General features: G+C 56.5%; 17 protein-coding genes and 1 tRNA gene. 4 read left to right on the top strand and 14 right to left on the bottom strand.

Annotated features, from left to right (window positions below; genetic code table 11):
* Positions 1-52: 52 nt before the first annotated feature.
* Positions 53-142 (top strand) — tRNA-Ser (locus P4L78_RS10785).
* A 137-nt stretch (positions 143-279) separates the two neighbouring features.
* Here P4L78_RS10785 and P4L78_RS10780 read toward each other — a convergent pair.
* The 4 genes from P4L78_RS10780 to P4L78_RS10765 are packed head-to-tail and all read right to left on the bottom strand — an operon-like array spanning position 280 to position 3,083.
* Positions 280-1,023 (bottom strand): hypothetical protein, encoded by a 744-nt coding sequence (locus tag P4L78_RS10780; RefSeq protein ID WP_309328079.1) that lies wholly within the window; start codon positions 1,021-1,023, stop codon positions 280-282.
* Between the two features lie 28 nt (positions 1,024-1,051).
* Complete coding sequence (locus tag P4L78_RS10775) at positions 1,052-1,393, bottom strand: hypothetical protein (RefSeq protein WP_309328077.1); 342 nt, start codon at positions 1,391-1,393, stop codon at positions 1,052-1,054.
* Positions 1,366-2,637: a Y-family DNA polymerase gene (locus P4L78_RS10770; protein WP_309328076.1), complete on the bottom strand. Its 1,272-nt coding sequence runs from the start codon at positions 2,635-2,637 to the stop codon at positions 1,366-1,368. Before P4L78_RS10770 ends, P4L78_RS10775 begins: the two co-directional genes overlap by 28 nt.
* The gene (locus P4L78_RS10765; protein WP_309328075.1) at positions 2,634-3,083 is read right to left on the bottom strand and encodes a translesion error-prone DNA polymerase V autoproteolytic subunit; all 450 of its coding nucleotides are present in this window, start codon (positions 3,081-3,083) and stop codon (positions 2,634-2,636) included. The genes P4L78_RS10770 and P4L78_RS10765 overlap by 4 nt, the downstream gene beginning before the upstream one ends.
* Positions 3,084-3,139: 56 nt before the next feature.
* Here P4L78_RS10765 and P4L78_RS10760 point away from each other — a divergent pair, with 56 nt between their 5' ends.
* The 3 genes from P4L78_RS10760 (at position 3,140) to P4L78_RS10750 (ending at position 5,531) form a co-directional block, all read left to right on the top strand.
* A complete protein-coding gene (locus P4L78_RS10760) occupies positions 3,140-3,802 on the top strand; it encodes an SOS response-associated peptidase family protein (RefSeq protein WP_309328073.1) in 663 nt (220 codons plus the stop codon).
* 83 nt (positions 3,803-3,885) lie between these two features.
* Positions 3,886-4,707 (top strand): hypothetical protein, encoded by an 822-nt coding sequence (locus P4L78_RS10755; RefSeq protein WP_309328072.1) that lies wholly within the window; start codon positions 3,886-3,888, stop codon positions 4,705-4,707.
* A gap of 32 nt (positions 4,708-4,739) precedes the next feature.
* Positions 4,740-5,531 (top strand): hypothetical protein, encoded by a 792-nt coding sequence (locus P4L78_RS10750; protein WP_309328070.1) that lies wholly within the window; start codon positions 4,740-4,742, stop codon positions 5,529-5,531.
* A 42-nt stretch (positions 5,532-5,573) separates the two neighbouring features.
* On the opposite strand, the gene P4L78_RS10745 is transcribed toward P4L78_RS10750, so the two are convergent.
* The 10 genes from P4L78_RS10745 to P4L78_RS22930 form a co-directional block, all read right to left on the bottom strand.
* Positions 5,574-6,089: a lysis system i-spanin subunit Rz gene (locus P4L78_RS10745; RefSeq protein WP_309328069.1), complete on the bottom strand. Its 516-nt coding sequence runs from the start codon at positions 6,087-6,089 to the stop codon at positions 5,574-5,576.
* Complete coding sequence (locus P4L78_RS10740; RefSeq protein ID WP_309328068.1) at positions 6,086-6,616, bottom strand: hypothetical protein; 531 nt, start codon at positions 6,614-6,616, stop codon at positions 6,086-6,088. The genes P4L78_RS10745 and P4L78_RS10740 overlap by 4 nt, the downstream gene beginning before the upstream one ends.
* A 3-nt stretch (positions 6,617-6,619) precedes the next feature.
* Entirely contained in the window at positions 6,620-7,585 is a 966-nt protein-coding gene (locus tag P4L78_RS10735) for a hypothetical protein (RefSeq protein WP_309328066.1), read from the bottom strand.
* A 46-nt stretch (positions 7,586-7,631) separates the two neighbouring features.
* Positions 7,632-7,928 carry a hypothetical protein gene (locus P4L78_RS10730; RefSeq protein ID WP_309328064.1) on the bottom strand — a complete coding sequence of 99 codons (297 nt, stop codon included), beginning with the start codon at positions 7,926-7,928 and terminating at the stop codon, positions 7,632-7,634.
* A 65-nt stretch (positions 7,929-7,993) separates the two neighbouring features.
* The gene (locus P4L78_RS10725) at positions 7,994-8,701 is read right to left on the bottom strand and encodes a hypothetical protein (RefSeq protein ID WP_309328063.1); all 708 of its coding nucleotides are present in this window, start codon (positions 8,699-8,701) and stop codon (positions 7,994-7,996) included.
* A gap of 97 nt (positions 8,702-8,798) precedes the next feature.
* Positions 8,799-9,095 carry a hypothetical protein gene (locus tag P4L78_RS10720; RefSeq protein WP_309328061.1) on the bottom strand — a complete coding sequence of 99 codons (297 nt, stop codon included), beginning with the start codon at positions 9,093-9,095 and terminating at the stop codon, positions 8,799-8,801.
* Positions 9,095-12,448: a host specificity protein J gene (locus P4L78_RS10715; RefSeq protein WP_309328060.1), complete on the bottom strand. Its 3,354-nt coding sequence runs from the start codon at positions 12,446-12,448 to the stop codon at positions 9,095-9,097. Before P4L78_RS10715 ends, P4L78_RS10720 begins: the two co-directional genes overlap by 1 nt.
* Positions 12,445-13,011, bottom strand: a complete 567-nt coding sequence (locus P4L78_RS10710) for a tail assembly protein (protein ID WP_309328058.1) — start codon at positions 13,009-13,011, stop codon at positions 12,445-12,447. The genes P4L78_RS10715 and P4L78_RS10710 overlap by 4 nt, the downstream gene beginning before the upstream one ends.
* A 55-nt stretch (positions 13,012-13,066) precedes the next feature.
* Positions 13,067-13,837 (bottom strand): hypothetical protein, encoded by a 771-nt coding sequence (locus tag P4L78_RS10705; RefSeq protein ID WP_309328057.1) that lies wholly within the window; start codon positions 13,835-13,837, stop codon positions 13,067-13,069.
* A gap of 90 nt (positions 13,838-13,927) precedes the next feature.
* Positions 13,928-14,152, bottom strand: coding sequence for an NlpC/P60 family protein (locus P4L78_RS22930; RefSeq protein ID WP_405051537.1), 225 nt, complete (start codon positions 14,150-14,152; stop codon positions 13,928-13,930).
* Positions 14,153-14,329 lie beyond the last annotated feature (177 nt).

The following is a 14,329-nucleotide window of genomic DNA, read 5'->3' as shown; positions in this document are numbered from 1 at the left end:
ATTGGCGGTTTCCCGTTAGAATACGCGCCTTGCAGCGACCAAGGTCGCCCGTGGAGGTTTGGGTGAGTGGTTTAAACCAGCAGTCTTGAAAACTGCCGAGGATGCGAGTCCTCCGTGAGTTCGAATCTCACAGCCTCCGCCAGATTCAACAATAAAGCCCTGATTATTCAGGGCTTTATTGTTTTTCGGCTTTGCGTCTTTCGGGGCAGGATCAATGCGTTGTCTCCGCATCTCCGCAACTGTCTCCGCAACCCACCACAAAAACCTGATGCCGGCTGGTTACGAACCAGTGGATAGACCACGTTCTTCAAGAGCCTTTTCTATCGCCAGATCGACACTGCTCGATGGGTTTTCCACGCCGAGATAAACCCGTTGCAACAACAACTCGACCAAGTCAAACGCGGCAGACGCCTTCAGCTGATTTGGCACTGTTTTGCCTTGGGCCAGCTCGGCCTGATGCTCCATCAGTTGTTTGACCTGGCTTCCCTCTTGTTCTGTCAGCCACTGTTTCGCTACCCAGTCGTTCACGCAGTCGCCAAGGGCTAGCCCAGGCGTGCGCGTGTGCTTCCAGACCAGTTCAAGCACTGTGTTGAGTGTGAGTACCGCCATGGTTATGTTGCCGGTGCGTAATTGAACAGCAGCATTGCGGTAGAGCGCGGCCACATAAGGAGGCAGCTTGCCCAAGTTTGGGATCAGTTCTGATTTAAGCACCCGGGGCGGCCACAACTCCTCCGCATAAGGTGCCGGGCGATTCTCTCCGGGGGCGTACTCCTCGAATATTTCGTCATTGCCTTCTGCTGTCCTGAACACAATGGCAGCGCACTGGGAACATTGGCAGATTTGGTGGTATCGCTCCTGGGCGCAATAGCCAGTACTTTCAACCAAGGCGAACCCCACTGCCTTTACTATTTTGTGTTCCGTTTCCGCACCACAAATGTCGCATGGCAACTGAACACTTGTGTTTTCGTATCCGTCAAACTCCACTTTCGACAGTTCTACTTCAGTACCAATATCAACTTCCATGATCTTGTACTCCTCAAAAGCGTTACGTTTAACCTATCTCACACAACCACTCTTGCACCACCCCGGCACCATCTTTTCCGGCCTGAAATCCGATAAACCGCATCCGCCACTTGCCTGACCTTTCCCGCATGTCTACCAGCTTGGGCTCATACAACGGCGGCACCACATGATCAAATTGCCCATTGCGGGGGCCGCGAGTGCCGATCTGCAGCATATGCCCGTGGTAATTCACTGTTTCCGTCGAGGCCATGCTCAACAGGCCGGTCACGGGCCGATCAAGATGCGTTCCCTCCTCGACCCGCTTGCCGTCCTGGCGCAGTTGATAAACCACCACCCGCATCTTCACCTCGCTATCGGCATGTCGGTCCATCGCGTCGTCCATGCCGGTGAAAGGTGGTTCTGCCGCATCCTCCAGTCCTGTTCGGTACCGGCGCTGGCCATGCGGATGGCACCTCTGCCCCAGCGTGCGTTGATCAGGTCCATCGTGTCATTGAGTGCAGTACGGGTCGTCAGATCAGGATCGTTGCGGAACAGGTGCGCCTGGGCGGTCCCACTCGGTTGCAGGCCGGTGAGCATTACACCTGCTTTGGCGTAGCTGAAGCCGGGGCGATAAATGCGTTTGAGTATCCAGAGCGCGTAGCGGGTGATCTGGATCGTGTCGTCGGTTTCCGGGTCCAGCGCGATGGCCACGTGCTTGGCGTACTGCGGATCATGCGGCTTGAATGCGTTGGTCTGAATAAAGACCGAGATACCCGCCGCAATGGATTTCTGGCGGCGCAGCTTTTCGGCGGTGCGGGCGGCATACACACTCACCGCTTCGCCGAGCGCTTCCAGTGAATGGACCGGATGGCCGAAGGCGCGGGCGCACCGGATTTGTTGTTTGTCTTCTGTTTCCTGCGCCAGGTGGATGGCCAGCACGCCACGCAGTTCCAGTACTGTCCGCTGCAGCACGACGCTGTAACGCTGGCGGATGTTTTCCGGATCGCACGCAGTCAATGCCGCCACATTGGTGATCCCATCCTCCTGCAGGCGCTTGGCAATACGCGGGCCAACGCCCCACACCTCATCGAGCGGCAGCTCGGCCATGATGGCGCGTTGCCGGTCGCGCTCGATGTGGCTCCAGTCGCATACACCGGCAAATTCCGGCCGCTTTTTCGCGAGATGATTGGCCAGCTTGGCCAGCGTCTTGGTCGGGCCAATGCCCACACACACCGGCAGGCCGGTCCACTGCAGCACACGGTGGCGGATCTGCTGGCCGTAATCGATCAGATCGCCGTGAATGCCACCCAGACCCAGAAAGCATTCATCAATGCTGTAAATCTCCTGGTGCGGGCTGAATTCGCGAAGGATCGCCATTACCCGGTTGCTCATATCGGCGTACAGCGCGTAATTGCTGCTGCGGGCGACAATGCCATGCTGGCGCACCATGTCCTGCATCTGGTGCCAAGGCGCGCCCATCTTGATGCCTAGCGCCTTCACTTCTGCACTGCGGGCGATGGCGCAGCCGTCATTGTTCGACAGCACAAGCACCGGTACCCCTTCGAGCTTCGGCTCGAAGATGCGCTGGCAACTGACGTAGAAGTTATTCACGTCAACAAGGGCGAACGGGCTCATTTTGCGACCAGCAACCAGGCAGTAACGACGCCCCAGACGGACAACTCCTGCCCCTCCCCCAGTTTGATTACCGGATAGGCTGGGTTCTCCGGAATCAGGGCTACCCGGCCCGCCCGATTAAACAGGCGCTTCACGGTAAAGTCGCCATCGATGACCGCCACCACTACGCTGTCGTGGCTAGCTTCAATCGCGCGGTCTACGATCAGTGTTGCACCATCCGGGATCGAGCGCGCCGGATCTGGCCCGGTCATGCTGTCACCGCCCACGGTAAAAAAGAAGGTGGCTTCCGGGTGCTGGATGTACCGCTGGTTCAAGTCGACGCGATCCTCCGCCCAATCATCCGCCGGGCTTGGAAACCCGGCAGGTACACGGGTACCCACCAGAGGAACGAGACAAGCAGGCGGGAATGGGCTGGCGGCCTGCGGGCCATGCAGTAAAGAAATCATGATGTCGGTGCAGTGGATTACGAGACGAACCGAGTATAGAACGAACGTTCTACAACATGGAAGCCGAGCCGATGTGCGTACACTATCACGCAGAACCCAATGCCAAGTTTGAGGCTGACTTTGGTATCCAGGCACCTGAAGAAGACGACTGGCCAGACGACGTCTGGCAGGACTACCGTGCCCCGGTGATCGTGGATCGTGGCCACGGCCCGCATGTAGTCGTCGCCAGCTACGGCATGATTCCGAAAACTAGGATGCCACCGGGCGTTCGATACACCACCATGAATGCGCGATCAGAAACCGTCGCGGAAAAGAAAACTTACCGGGATGCGTGGAACCGCTCGCAGCTTTGCCTGGTACCGATGCGGGCTTTCTATGAGCCTTGCTATGAAACTGGTCACGCAGAGCAATGGCGCATTGGGATGGCCGACGATTCATCCTTCGCGGTAGCGGGTCTGATCCGTGCCTGGAAAGAAGCAGATGACCGAGTTTCCTACTCATTCACGCAGCTGACCATCAATGCAGACGACCATCCGTTAATGAAGCGTATGCATAAACCAGGGGATGAAAAGCGATCATTGGTTATTGTTTCACCTTACGATTATTCCGGTTGGCTAACCTGCTCCAATCCAGAACTTGCATATGCCTATTTAAAATCGTTTCCCTCTGAGCAAATGACGGGGCAAAGCGAAGGGCGCTATCGAAAATCATCCACTTGATATGGCACAATGAGCACCAACCTGTGCAACCGTGGGCATATGGACCGCTAATATTTCCGACCTAAACGCATGGATAAATACGAATGCTATCAGCCTTGGTAATGGACCGATTCACTCGCCTTTGCGAACTTGAGACTCAGAAAATTGACGACCAATTAAACCAAGAGATCGGGAAATTAGCCGCAGAGATGAATGCAAACGGCCAGTACCGAAGTGGCGCGTATATCATGTTTGTACAGAAGCAATACGCAAACTCACTTAAAACAAGAATACGCGCCACGTGGCAGGCGATGCACCGGGTCATAAATAACAACGGAGAGGTGATTCAGGGAGAGTCGCGGGAGGAGCTAAAAACCATTATCCGTAGCTCGATAGACCGTGCACTTCACGACCTATCGCCTAGGCTGGAAGCTGCAACAAGGGATCGTCCGCAGAATGTGAGTGTCAGCCTCGTAGAGGCCGCACAAGACTCGTTGCAAACACACGAACTGGAGATTGATCTGTACGTGGATAGTGTGACAAAAAAACAATGCATTGAAGTAAGTCCGGCAGAAGGCACAAGTTATATTTTTTATGGAGCAGTTGGGGCGGTGCAAACCGGGGCGCATGCCAGCGCAAGTATTGTCCAAAACCTCGCCCAGGAAGATCGCGATCAAATAGTTAAAGCTATCAAGCTCGTTATTGAACACGTTGAATCATCAGATCAATTAACGAATACAACAAAAGAAGAGACCATTGCGGTTGCAAACGAAGCATTAGAGGAAATTGGGAAGGAAAAACCTAACAATACAAAACTGAGAGGTTTTTTCGATATCTTGGCTCAGACCGTTCAAACAGTTTCCGCTGCACCAGGAGCCTATACTGCGTTGCAAAATGCTCTCCTTGCGTTGGGAATCAGCATCTGAGCCCGAGAACACTTAAAAAAAAGGCGGTCAAATTGAGTAAACAAGTAATTACTGACATCGAAAAAAACAAACAGACGCGCATTGATGCCGTTAAGGAATTGCTCGGAAAGCCTTTTTCGTTGGAACTAGGCGACGAAGCAATCAAGGCAAAGAGAAATCTTCTCGCCATATCTTTCGTTGCTTCCTTCATATTTTTTTTCAAGTTAAAAATAAGTACTAGTATTTCATTTTCGGGAGTGACAGTAGAAGGATTAACCCAAAAAACCATTTCTGAGGCATTAATAACCCTCCTCACTTACACGACAATTCACTTCACTTGGCTTACCCTAAGCCATTACAGTGAATGGTGCCTCCGGTTAACCGGAACAAGAACAGCCTTTACGACTGCCGCAACTTACGGAAGCGAACTTTTAGACTACCCGGCAGAGCCACGGCAATCCACTCTTTACAATTGGTGGAAAAACAAATCGTTTGCCCTTAACAGTGCCATTGCAGACCTAGCAATAGCACGCGATAAATTAGTTTCTAATTTAGAAAGTCAAGATTTTCAATCTCCCCACGCTGAAACTGCAAACATCCCTCAGCATTGGGTTGGCATCTACACAGGAATAATTGATTCAATTTCCAAATTGCACAACATCCTAGATAGTGAACGCATTCCTGCATCCCTTGAAAGATTCGATAAAAAATTCGAATATTTCGCCACCCAGCAAAATGTGCGATGGCTTGTTTTTGATGCACTAATCCCAATTGCCTTTGCTCTTCTGTCAATTATCACTCAGGGATACAGTCTCTGGAATATATATACCCACCACGTTCCATAAAGCTCTTGGGCTGGACACCAATATCTTTGGTGCCCACAATCTTCAATTCACAAGGCAGACCAACTGTATATAGTCCTGTAAGTGACTTATCTTGATGGCGAGCCGGTCAGCGTCACCGGCGATTCCTGCCAAAGCGCTCGCAAACGCTGGAGATAATTCGGCTGTTCCGGCTCCATCAGTTCCGCTGACGGCGCTGGCCGTTTGGGTGGATCCGGCAGCGGCACTACAACGGGCGGGGACGAACACCCGCACAGCGCCACGATCAATAGTCCGCTGCAAAGAAGCCAGCTTGTCTTGTGCATCTTTTGTTTCCTTGTGTGCGGCCGCATCATTGGCAGCACTGCTGGCCTGCCACTGTTGTTCCTTGCGGCGATATCTAGCTGTGATGGCTGCGACTGCAGACGCTTCCTGGGCATCGCGTCTGGCGTCTTTCAAGTCATGCCGGATATCCGCGTCCTGCATGCCCCAGAAATAAAAAACGGCCGCAAAAGCGGCCACCAATGCTGCTGTGGCCAGCCATCTGGCCCACGGCGGGATAAACGTATCAGTCAGGCTCATGCCACCTCCTTTGCCGGTGCGCTGTAGCTCATCCACGGCGACACTGAATTGACCACCTGGCACGATTCGCCCGGCTTCCATGACCACAGCTTCCAGCCCCAATCGATCCGCAGGCAATGTTTGCTGGTCAGGTGAATCACTTTGTAAAACTGCCAGCCGCAGCTGCCATCTGGATTGATGACCGTGGCATAGAACCACCCCGCCACCGCTTCTCCACCACCGAAGGGCAGCGTACCCCGCAGGGTCTGGGTTGCACCCGGCATTGGCACAAAGCCGACCGAGTCTGAATACGCCTGCCCCGGGTTGCGCCAGAGCCAGAGCACGTGCCGCCAATAGGGAATGGTGTCGGCGCGCAGGGCGGCAAACTGCTTGTCCCCACCCGTGCCGATCCCGTCCAGGTTGCTGTCATTGGTGCTTGCCCACGCCAGCCAGACCGGCAATGTGGCATCGGGCCGTGCAAACAACGCAATGAACGGGGCGAACAGCACAACGATCACAGTCACTATCAAATTACGGATCCAGATCATGGCTTACCCCCGATCCAGAAAGACATAACGCGGGCGCCGTACTTCCAGCACGTTGCGCGGATACTGCGTCGCGATCTGCTGGAAACTCTGGCCGTAGCCTTGGGCCACCTTTTGCGGGTGGTTCACCGCTGTTTCGACGTGACCGAACCAGCGCGAGGGATCGCACCCGGCCCGGGCTGCACAAATGGCACGGCGACTGGCCAGCGTGCCGGGACCGGCGTTATAGCCGTTCAGCATCATGGCGGTGCGCTCATACGGATTGGCGGAACCCCGCACACCGGTAAACAGCGCCCTGTCCTGCAGCACCAGCGCGCGGGCCTGATAGCTGGCCTGATACGGGTTTTGCCATGACCAGCCCACCAGTTGTTGCGCGTAGCGCTTTTTCAGCTCGGCCATGCAGTCGAATCTTGCCGTTTTCGTACATTGCCCAAGGCCGACACCGTACTCCCGACTTGTTTTCAGTTCGGCATGTTCGGACCAGCACTGGCGCGATTTCAGGCTGGTGCAGGTTTCCTGCTCCACCTGCGCAGCTAGCGCAGACCGGTATGGCACATCCGGCCAGAACATCGCCTGTTCCTGCAGCAATACCGGCAAGTTGCGTTTGGCGTTTTCAGGCAGCTCTGCTGCCTGCGCCGGCGACAGCAAGGCCACCAACGCCCAGATCAGCACCGCCATGAATGCCAGCACGGCGCCACTGGCCAGCGCGGCCGCGATGTTTCCTTCTTCGACCGCGCGACGCAACGCGGCACCGAGCTGGAAGCCCGGCAAAGCGATGCGGCGCAGTACGTGAGCCAGCAACACCACGCACACCAGCTCGAATGCCACCACCGACAGCATGTCACCCGGCAGTCCATGCCAGCTGACGAAATGGAGCGATGCAGCCGCCAAGAGCACCACGGCCAGCAACCAGCCGCTGCGCTGCAGATCGCCTTTGATATCGCGCCAGCAGCGCATCAGAAAGTCTTTCATATACCAACCCCACAAAAAGTAACGGGCCGCACCATGCGGCCTCTGGTTATTTCAGGAACAACCCTGACTGCAGGGCTTTCCACATGGTCCAGGCAGCGCCGGACAGCGCAACCCAGGTACTGGTTTTCACAAGATGCGTGATCAATTCCTTGCGCAGCTTGCGGTGCTCGGCCATCTGCTCGATCACCTCTTCGTGATAGCGCCGGTGACCATCGGCATCGCCACCCGGGAAACCGTCGCGGATCTCGCTGGTTATCCGGGTGTTTTCATCCACCTTGGCATTGAGCCGCCGGATTTCTTCCAGCAGGGTATTCAGGGTGGATTCCGGGATTTCTTCTGGCATTCCGCCCTCCTCAAGGCGTAAAAAATCCCGCTCGCGGCGGGGTTAATAAGCGGTGGTTCGCGCAGCTACAGGTTGCTGACGTCGATCAGCACGAGGTCTCCGCCAGCGCGCTGGTTGATGTGATAGCCGATCTGGCCGCCACCCGTAGTGCCGCTGACCAGGATATCTCGCAGCAGCTGCACGCTGCCGCCATTGGCCGACACCTGCACCGCATCCTGCGTCTTCAACGCGAGTGTGCGGTTATTGGCACTGTCATTGACGCCGAACCAGCCGTACCGGTAACTGCACAGCAGCGCGGCATAGTTGCCTGCGGCCAGCCCGGACTGGGTGAGCCCAGGCACATCGGTCCCGCTGGAATCCGGAACCCGGCCACCCCAGACCACTTTCATGTACTGCAGCGCCGAGTTGTAGGTCACGGCGCCACTGGCATCGAGCACGACCAGCCCGGTGCCGTGCGCGGGTAATGCGGTATCGGCCTTTGCGTAGAGGTACACCGTGACGCTCTGGTTGCTGGCGACGGTGGCACCGACTGGCGGCGCCTCAAACGTCCAGGTATTGCCGCTACGACCCGTCAACGCTACCGGACTGGCACTGCCGCCGATGGCCAGCACCTCATTGGCATAGCCGGGCGTGGTGAGCGATCCGGCCGGGTTCTGGCTGGCCCCGGGCGAAGTCAGCGCTACCGTGTATTTGCCCTTGTATTCGAAGTTGCTGTATGCGGCATCGATCTGTAGCACGTTGGCGTTATTGAAGACCTGCAGCCCTGCGTTCATGCACTGGTTTCCCCCGTCAAAAGAAAACGCCAGCAGTGCTGGCGTCGGATTGGTGTTGCCGGTGGCTACGGCAGGGTCGTCTCCCCCGCCGCAGCCACTAATAGCTGCCGTAATACACAGTGCCAGGCACGAGCACAGCTTGCGAATCAGACCCATAGTTGTAACTCCAGGACAACGTATTGCCGGACCAGGTAAAGCTCGGCATGTACGCGTGTAATGAAAAAGAAAAGCCGTTCGGAACAAAGAAGTAGAACGGCGTATTGCCTTGCATCCCGGGCACGCCCAGACTGCCGTTGCCGCTCACCGCTGATGCCCCAAACACTTTGGTCAGCCGATGGGTCACATCGACGGTGAGTCGGCCCCCGGCATCAAATACTTGCAACCCCTGCGCCATCACCAGATCCCCAAACGCACGCGCAGCGTGCCGTTCGCATCAAACACCTGCAGAATCGAATCACTGATGGTCAGCCAGCCGCCATTGTTCGGCCCGGTCATGGTCAGCGTGCCAGTCTTGTCCAGCGACCAGCGCGGCGCCCCGCCGGCCCCAGTGGCAGTCGACTGGATCACGTTGCCGATTTTGGCGTTGGTGATCGTGCCGTCGGCAATGAAGGCTTGGTTCATGAACACCTGACCGCCCGTGATCGCAAACGGCGAGACCAGTCCGGTGCCATTGGGATTGATGATGGCAAAGCGGTCGGCAGCGATCAGCACTTGCGATTCAATCACGCCGCTGGCGTTGTCCACCCCGACACCGATCCCGGCCATATACGTGTGGCCATCTGCGGTCACCTGCGTTTTGACCGACCACATGGCCTGCAACTTGCCGTTGGTACTGGCCAGTGCCTGCGATGTTTGCTGCACGGTGGCCGAGGTATCACCCAGCGACGCCAGCGTGGTATCAATCCGGCTGGCCAGCACCCCATCGGCACTGATTCGGGCTTGCGTCTCGCTCTGGATCGCTGCGCTGTAGTCACCAATGGAGGCGGCGACGGTATCGATGCGCTGCGCATTGGCCAGATCCGCCGATGCGCGTGCATATTGTTCTGACCACACCCCGGCCATGACTGTCGTCGCACCAGCAAACAAACCGGCATCGCCAGCCATGGGCGGGCTGAACCGCGCCACAATGCCGTCCACCCGGGTGACATCCTGCTGCACGTCACCCATCTGGTCCGCCAATGCATCCATACGGTCATTGATCGGCCCGGCCAGCGCGGCCGCATCCTGAATCGGCTTGAGCAGATCCTGCGCGAGCTGGGTTTCGCCAATCTGCCCGGCGAGGTAATCCAGAATCTCGCTGGCGTCGGAACTGCTCTGGCCGTTCACGCCATTGCCGTCCGGATACCAGTCACCGATATTGCCGGACCGGTCCACCAGCCGCGCCCAGAAGAAAAACGAGACGCCGGCCGCCAGCCCCATCATGGTGTACTTGGACTGCGGGTAAGCCAGGTCCGCCAGCTTGATGGCGTCATCACGACTGGCCGTGCGGCTGTACCAGAGTTCGGTGCGTTCTACATCGAGCGCCCCTTCCGGAAAACCCCATGCCAGCTCGATCCCCATCGGCAGCGCTTGCGGCTGCAGGAACGTCACCACCGGTGGCGGCGTCGTCTTGCCGGTCAATGCTGTTTCAACCGAATACGCCGGCGCCGAAATCACGCCGAGCGCATTCACTGCCCGCACCCGCGCCACATAGGCACCCGCGTATATCCCGTCCACCACCACATTCAAAGCGCCGGTACGCGGCACCGACACCCAGTCGCCGTTGTCGCGGCGCCAGTCCACCAGATAGGCAATGGCCTTGTCGGCCGCATCCCAGGCAATGGTCATCGCGGTACGCGCCAGCCCTTGGTCGATCACCGAGTTGGTGGAAAACCGGACATTGGCCGGCGGCGGTTGCACCGAGGGCGGAATCACCGTGATCGGGCGGGTATCAATCCGGGTTCCGGTGTCGATGTTGGCAAACTTGCCAGGCTCATGCTGGACCGCCGTCACTTCAAAAGTCAGTCCTTCTTTTTGCGTAACCGACGTCACCCGATAGGTTGGTGCGGTCAACGTGCTGCTTTCCACCAGCCAGACCGATTCCGGCTGGATCGCTTCGGACCAGTTTGTGCTGACCGTAATAATGTTATCGCTGACCAGCGAGACGGTGCGCGTTTCGCTGATGCCACTGGGCAAGACCACCGTGAGGCTGTCGCCGGTGGCCACGACCGGCGCCCGGTCCAGCGTTACACTGCGACCGCTGGCCATGCGTACCCGGCCACCGATACGGCGGCCGGCGCGATGGTTGTCGGCAATGCGCACGATCTGGCCCGGAGCGGCGAGGACGCCATCCAGCCCGACACTGAATGAAACGGTGCCGGTTTCCAGCTGTGAGGTCAGCAGTGCCCACTGGCCGACGCGTTGCGCCTGGCCTTGGGACACGCAACCAAACGCGCTGATTTCCGTTTGCTGGATGCCGTAGCGGGCAATGCCCTCCTGATTCTCGACATACTCGACCTTTTGCCGGTAGAAGTCGGTCGGGTCATTCCACGACACCAGCGCGACGGTGTAGCGGGTTTTGCGCGAGCTGCCTGCATAGGTGAACTTGCCGTCAATGACGTTGGCGGCGGTATAGGTGTAAACCGGGTCGGACGGCATGTCGGCCACCGAACGAATACCGCCACCGGCCCAGTACGACACGCCGCGAAACACTGACGCCAGATCCTGCAGCACCTTGAGCGCGTCCTGCCGGTCCTGAATGTAGACATTGCAGGTAAAGCGCGGCTCCTGCCCGCCCTTGCCATCGGGCACCATTTGGTCGCAATACTGCGCAATCTGGTACAGCCCCCATTTGTCGACCTGCGCCATATTGAGCAGATGACCGAGGCCATAGCGATCGTTCAGCGCCAGATCGTAGAACACCCAAGCCGGATTATCGGTCCACGCCAACTTGAAGGTGCCGTCCCAGACGCCCGAGTAATTGCGGGTGCCCGCGTCGTAATTCGATGGCACCCGCAAAATGCGGCCGTAGAGATCAAACGCCCGAGCCGGAATGTTGGTGAACTGGGCAGCATCAAACTGGGTGAATACCAATGCTGACATTGGGTACCGCAGCTTGGCGTCGATTACCTCAGTAATGGATTCCACCTTGGTGGTATCCGCCACCGTCGCGCTGTTCTGGTTGGGCGTGGTGCGTACCACCCGCACGACCCAGCCCTGTTGTGCAGCGGGCAGATCAATGCGGTGGCTGCGCTGGTATTCGCTGGTCGTCTTGCCGTCAAAGGCTGTGGCGAGAGCCACCTGATAGGCGCCACCGTCGGTGGAAACCTCCATCTGGTATTCAATCCGAAAACCGGTGATATCGCCGTTGCTGGTGTTGCTTTGCTGCAGCTGTGGCACCGAGAGCCTGATGCGCACGGCGGACAACTGCAGATTGGTCACTGCGCGCGTCCACGGGACCGATGCTTTCAGCTCCACGCCGATGCCAACTTCATTTTCAACGTCGGGCAACCCAGCGATGTAGGTCTGGTCTTGCGTGCCGGTGCGGGTATCAACCGTCACCCGGGCGAAATTGAGTGAGCCGTCGGCGTTGGCGAGCGGTGTTTCATCAAAAAAGACCGACTGCAACCCGTTGGCCAGCCCTTTGATTTCGCCTTCAGAGACCAGATCCAGAATCTTGGCGTAGGCCGTGCTGTGCAGGCTATCGGGCGATTCAACCGGCGTGCGGGTACTGCTGCTGTCGCCCTTGTAACCGACGATCTCTTTCATTGCTGGTCTTCCGCATAAATCCCGGCTGAAATCACCGCCGAGCCGACAATCATTCGCCCATACAACAACGGCACAGGATTGCCCTGTGCCGTTGTGTTGACCGCCCCGTTAAAGTTGTAACTGGCGCCGTTGTCGGGTCCGTCCTTCGTAGACAGTCCCGGCGAGACCGGCGAGAGCATCTGCAACACTCCGCCAGCAACCATGCCGACCCCCATGCCGACGAGCTGCGGGTTTTCGAGATAGACGCCGACGACGATCAGCACCACGCCCAGAATGGTCTGCAGAATGCCGCCCCGTTTGCTCCCTTGCAGGATCGGCGCAATGCGGATTTCGTCGGCCCCCACCGGATAGCGCAGCTGGTCAGGCGCCAGATTGCGTTTGCCGAGAAACACGGCGTACGCCAGCCCACGATCCTTGCTGCTCATGAGTTCGCCCTCAAACCCGGGCAACAACATGGACAAGGCGCGCACTGCTTCTGCAGCGCTGGCCACGGCCAGACGATGGATACGTCCGAACCGGGCACCAAGCTTGCCGTACAGGCGGATGGTTCTGAGTGTTTCCATAGGCACCAAATGAAAAAGCCCGCTTATGCGGGCTTTAATGAATAATTTTAGACTGTTACTTACTACGTTTTTGCGATCTACGCTTTTTAGGGAGATTGACCTGCTGCTTCTGGATCTCGGTTTTTGCCTGTGGTTTCTTGGTCTCGACATATACTTGAGGCGGGTCAGCCTCGTGCTGCACTACCGGCAAAGGCTTTTTTTCTAAAGATGCCACCAATTGACTATTCTTGGTTTCTTTATTCGAATCCCGAAACCTCACTAACCCTGCCATTACACTCGCACCGAAAGCGGCAAAGAAAAGAGAAAGCGCATTCTGGATATAGTGCAGTATCTTCTTTAGTCTCTTATAATTCTCACGTTCTTTGATGTTTATCCCAAAACCTTTTTTCCACAACTCCAATTCACTCTTGTCTTTCTCCATCGGCTCTTTACCATTTGGAGCCAACCTTGCTATTGCATCAGTATATTTAGTCTGGTATGCCTCTGCTTGTATATTGAAAAAATCCACCTTTTCTAATATTTCATCGCAGACAACATATTGACCTATTGACGTAACCACAAGCTCGGCGGCCAAGATGAAAACAATGAGTCTTCCACTGGCCACTCGAATAAGCATCGCCAGAACAAGAGTGGTCGCCAAAACTACGCCTGTACCTAGGATTATCAAATAACCCTTCATACCATATGGAAGATCGGACTGCTCTGAGGCGTTCACCCATGAATAAATAAATACTCCCGAGACTAGCCAGAATAACGGGAGTCCAAAAACCATACCAATGACCTCGCCATCAAATTTTTGTTTTAACTTAACGAACACTTCTTTCATTTCCCCTCCAAAAATAAGTGGGGGGGGATTTTGCACCGAAACGTTAAAGTATTTCTATAAAAAATTCGGGCAAGTAACAAATATGAAACACTAAATAGCGTAACGTACGTATCCTCTCGCACATTCCCGCCAATACCCTCCAAACACATCGCGACTCGACAATCGCCCGTACAGGTGATGCAACATGAACCCGTCCCCCAGGTAAACCGCCGAGTGGTTGGCATCATGGGGCGAGCGCACCTGCATGAGGATCACGTCACCTGGCTGCAGATCGTCGTTCACACGAACGAAACCCGCCTCGGCAAAGTGCGTCATGTACAGGTTTTCGTTGCGCTCCCACCAGCCGTCAGCCGGTAATCCCCCCGTTTTTAACCGGGGTCAGAAGTAGAAGTCATTCGGTTAATGCCAACTTCTGTTTCGGGGTGATTCCTCCAAGCGCCATATTCGGCCGCTCGTGATTGTAAGTCCACATCCAGTTCGTCGCATGTTCCT

The organism is Silvimonas sp., assembly GCF_031291215.1.
GTDB lineage: Bacteria > Pseudomonadota > Gammaproteobacteria > Burkholderiales > Chitinibacteraceae > Silvimonas > Silvimonas soli.
This window is presented reverse-complemented; position numbering and strand designations above follow the sequence as displayed.

What these genes read in the sequence shown, in the direction of transcription:
- P4L78_RS10720 (WP_309328061.1), bottom strand. Translation starts at nt 9,095, where the DNA reads ATGGCGCAGGGGTTGCAAGTATTTGATGCCGGGGGCCGACTCACCGTC.
- P4L78_RS10760 (WP_309328073.1), top strand. Translation starts at nt 3,140, where the DNA reads ATGGAAGCCGAGCCGATGTGCGTACACTATCACGCAGAACCCAATGCC.
- P4L78_RS22930 (WP_405051537.1), bottom strand. Translation starts at nt 14,152, where the DNA reads ATGACGCACTTTGCCGAGGCGGGTTTCGTTCGTGTGAACGACGATCTG.
- P4L78_RS10730 (WP_309328064.1), bottom strand. Translation starts at nt 7,928, where the DNA reads ATGCCAGAAGAAATCCCGGAATCCACCCTGAATACCCTGCTGGAAGAA.
- P4L78_RS10770 (WP_309328076.1), bottom strand. Translation starts at nt 2,637, where the DNA reads ATGAGCCCGTTCGCCCTTGTTGACGTGAATAACTTCTACGTCAGTTGC.
- P4L78_RS10765 (WP_309328075.1), bottom strand. Translation starts at nt 3,083, where the DNA reads ATGATTTCTTTACTGCATGGCCCGCAGGCCGCCAGCCCATTCCCGCCT.
- P4L78_RS10715 (WP_309328060.1), bottom strand. Translation starts at nt 12,448, where the DNA reads ATGAAAGAGATCGTCGGTTACAAGGGCGACAGCAGCAGTACCCGCACG.
- P4L78_RS10710 (WP_309328058.1), bottom strand. Translation starts at nt 13,011, where the DNA reads ATGGAAACACTCAGAACCATCCGCCTGTACGGCAAGCTTGGTGCCCGG.
- P4L78_RS10735 (WP_309328066.1), bottom strand. Translation starts at nt 7,585, where the DNA reads ATGAAAGACTTTCTGATGCGCTGCTGGCGCGATATCAAAGGCGATCTG.
- P4L78_RS10705 (WP_309328057.1), bottom strand. Translation starts at nt 13,837, where the DNA reads ATGAAAGAAGTGTTCGTTAAGTTAAAACAAAAATTTGATGGCGAGGTC.
- P4L78_RS10725 (WP_309328063.1), bottom strand. Translation starts at nt 8,701, where the DNA reads ATGAACGCAGGGCTGCAGGTCTTCAATAACGCCAACGTGCTACAGATC.
- P4L78_RS10775 (WP_309328077.1), bottom strand. Translation starts at nt 1,393, where the DNA reads ATGGACCGACATGCCGATAGCGAGGTGAAGATGCGGGTGGTGGTTTAT.
- P4L78_RS10780 (WP_309328079.1), bottom strand. Translation starts at nt 1,023, where the DNA reads ATGGAAGTTGATATTGGTACTGAAGTAGAACTGTCGAAAGTGGAGTTT.
- P4L78_RS10740 (WP_309328068.1), bottom strand. Translation starts at nt 6,616, where the DNA reads ATGATCTGGATCCGTAATTTGATAGTGACTGTGATCGTTGTGCTGTTC.
- P4L78_RS10755 (WP_309328072.1), top strand. Translation starts at nt 3,886, where the DNA reads ATGCTATCAGCCTTGGTAATGGACCGATTCACTCGCCTTTGCGAACTT.
- P4L78_RS10745 (WP_309328069.1), bottom strand. Translation starts at nt 6,089, where the DNA reads ATGAGCCTGACTGATACGTTTATCCCGCCGTGGGCCAGATGGCTGGCC.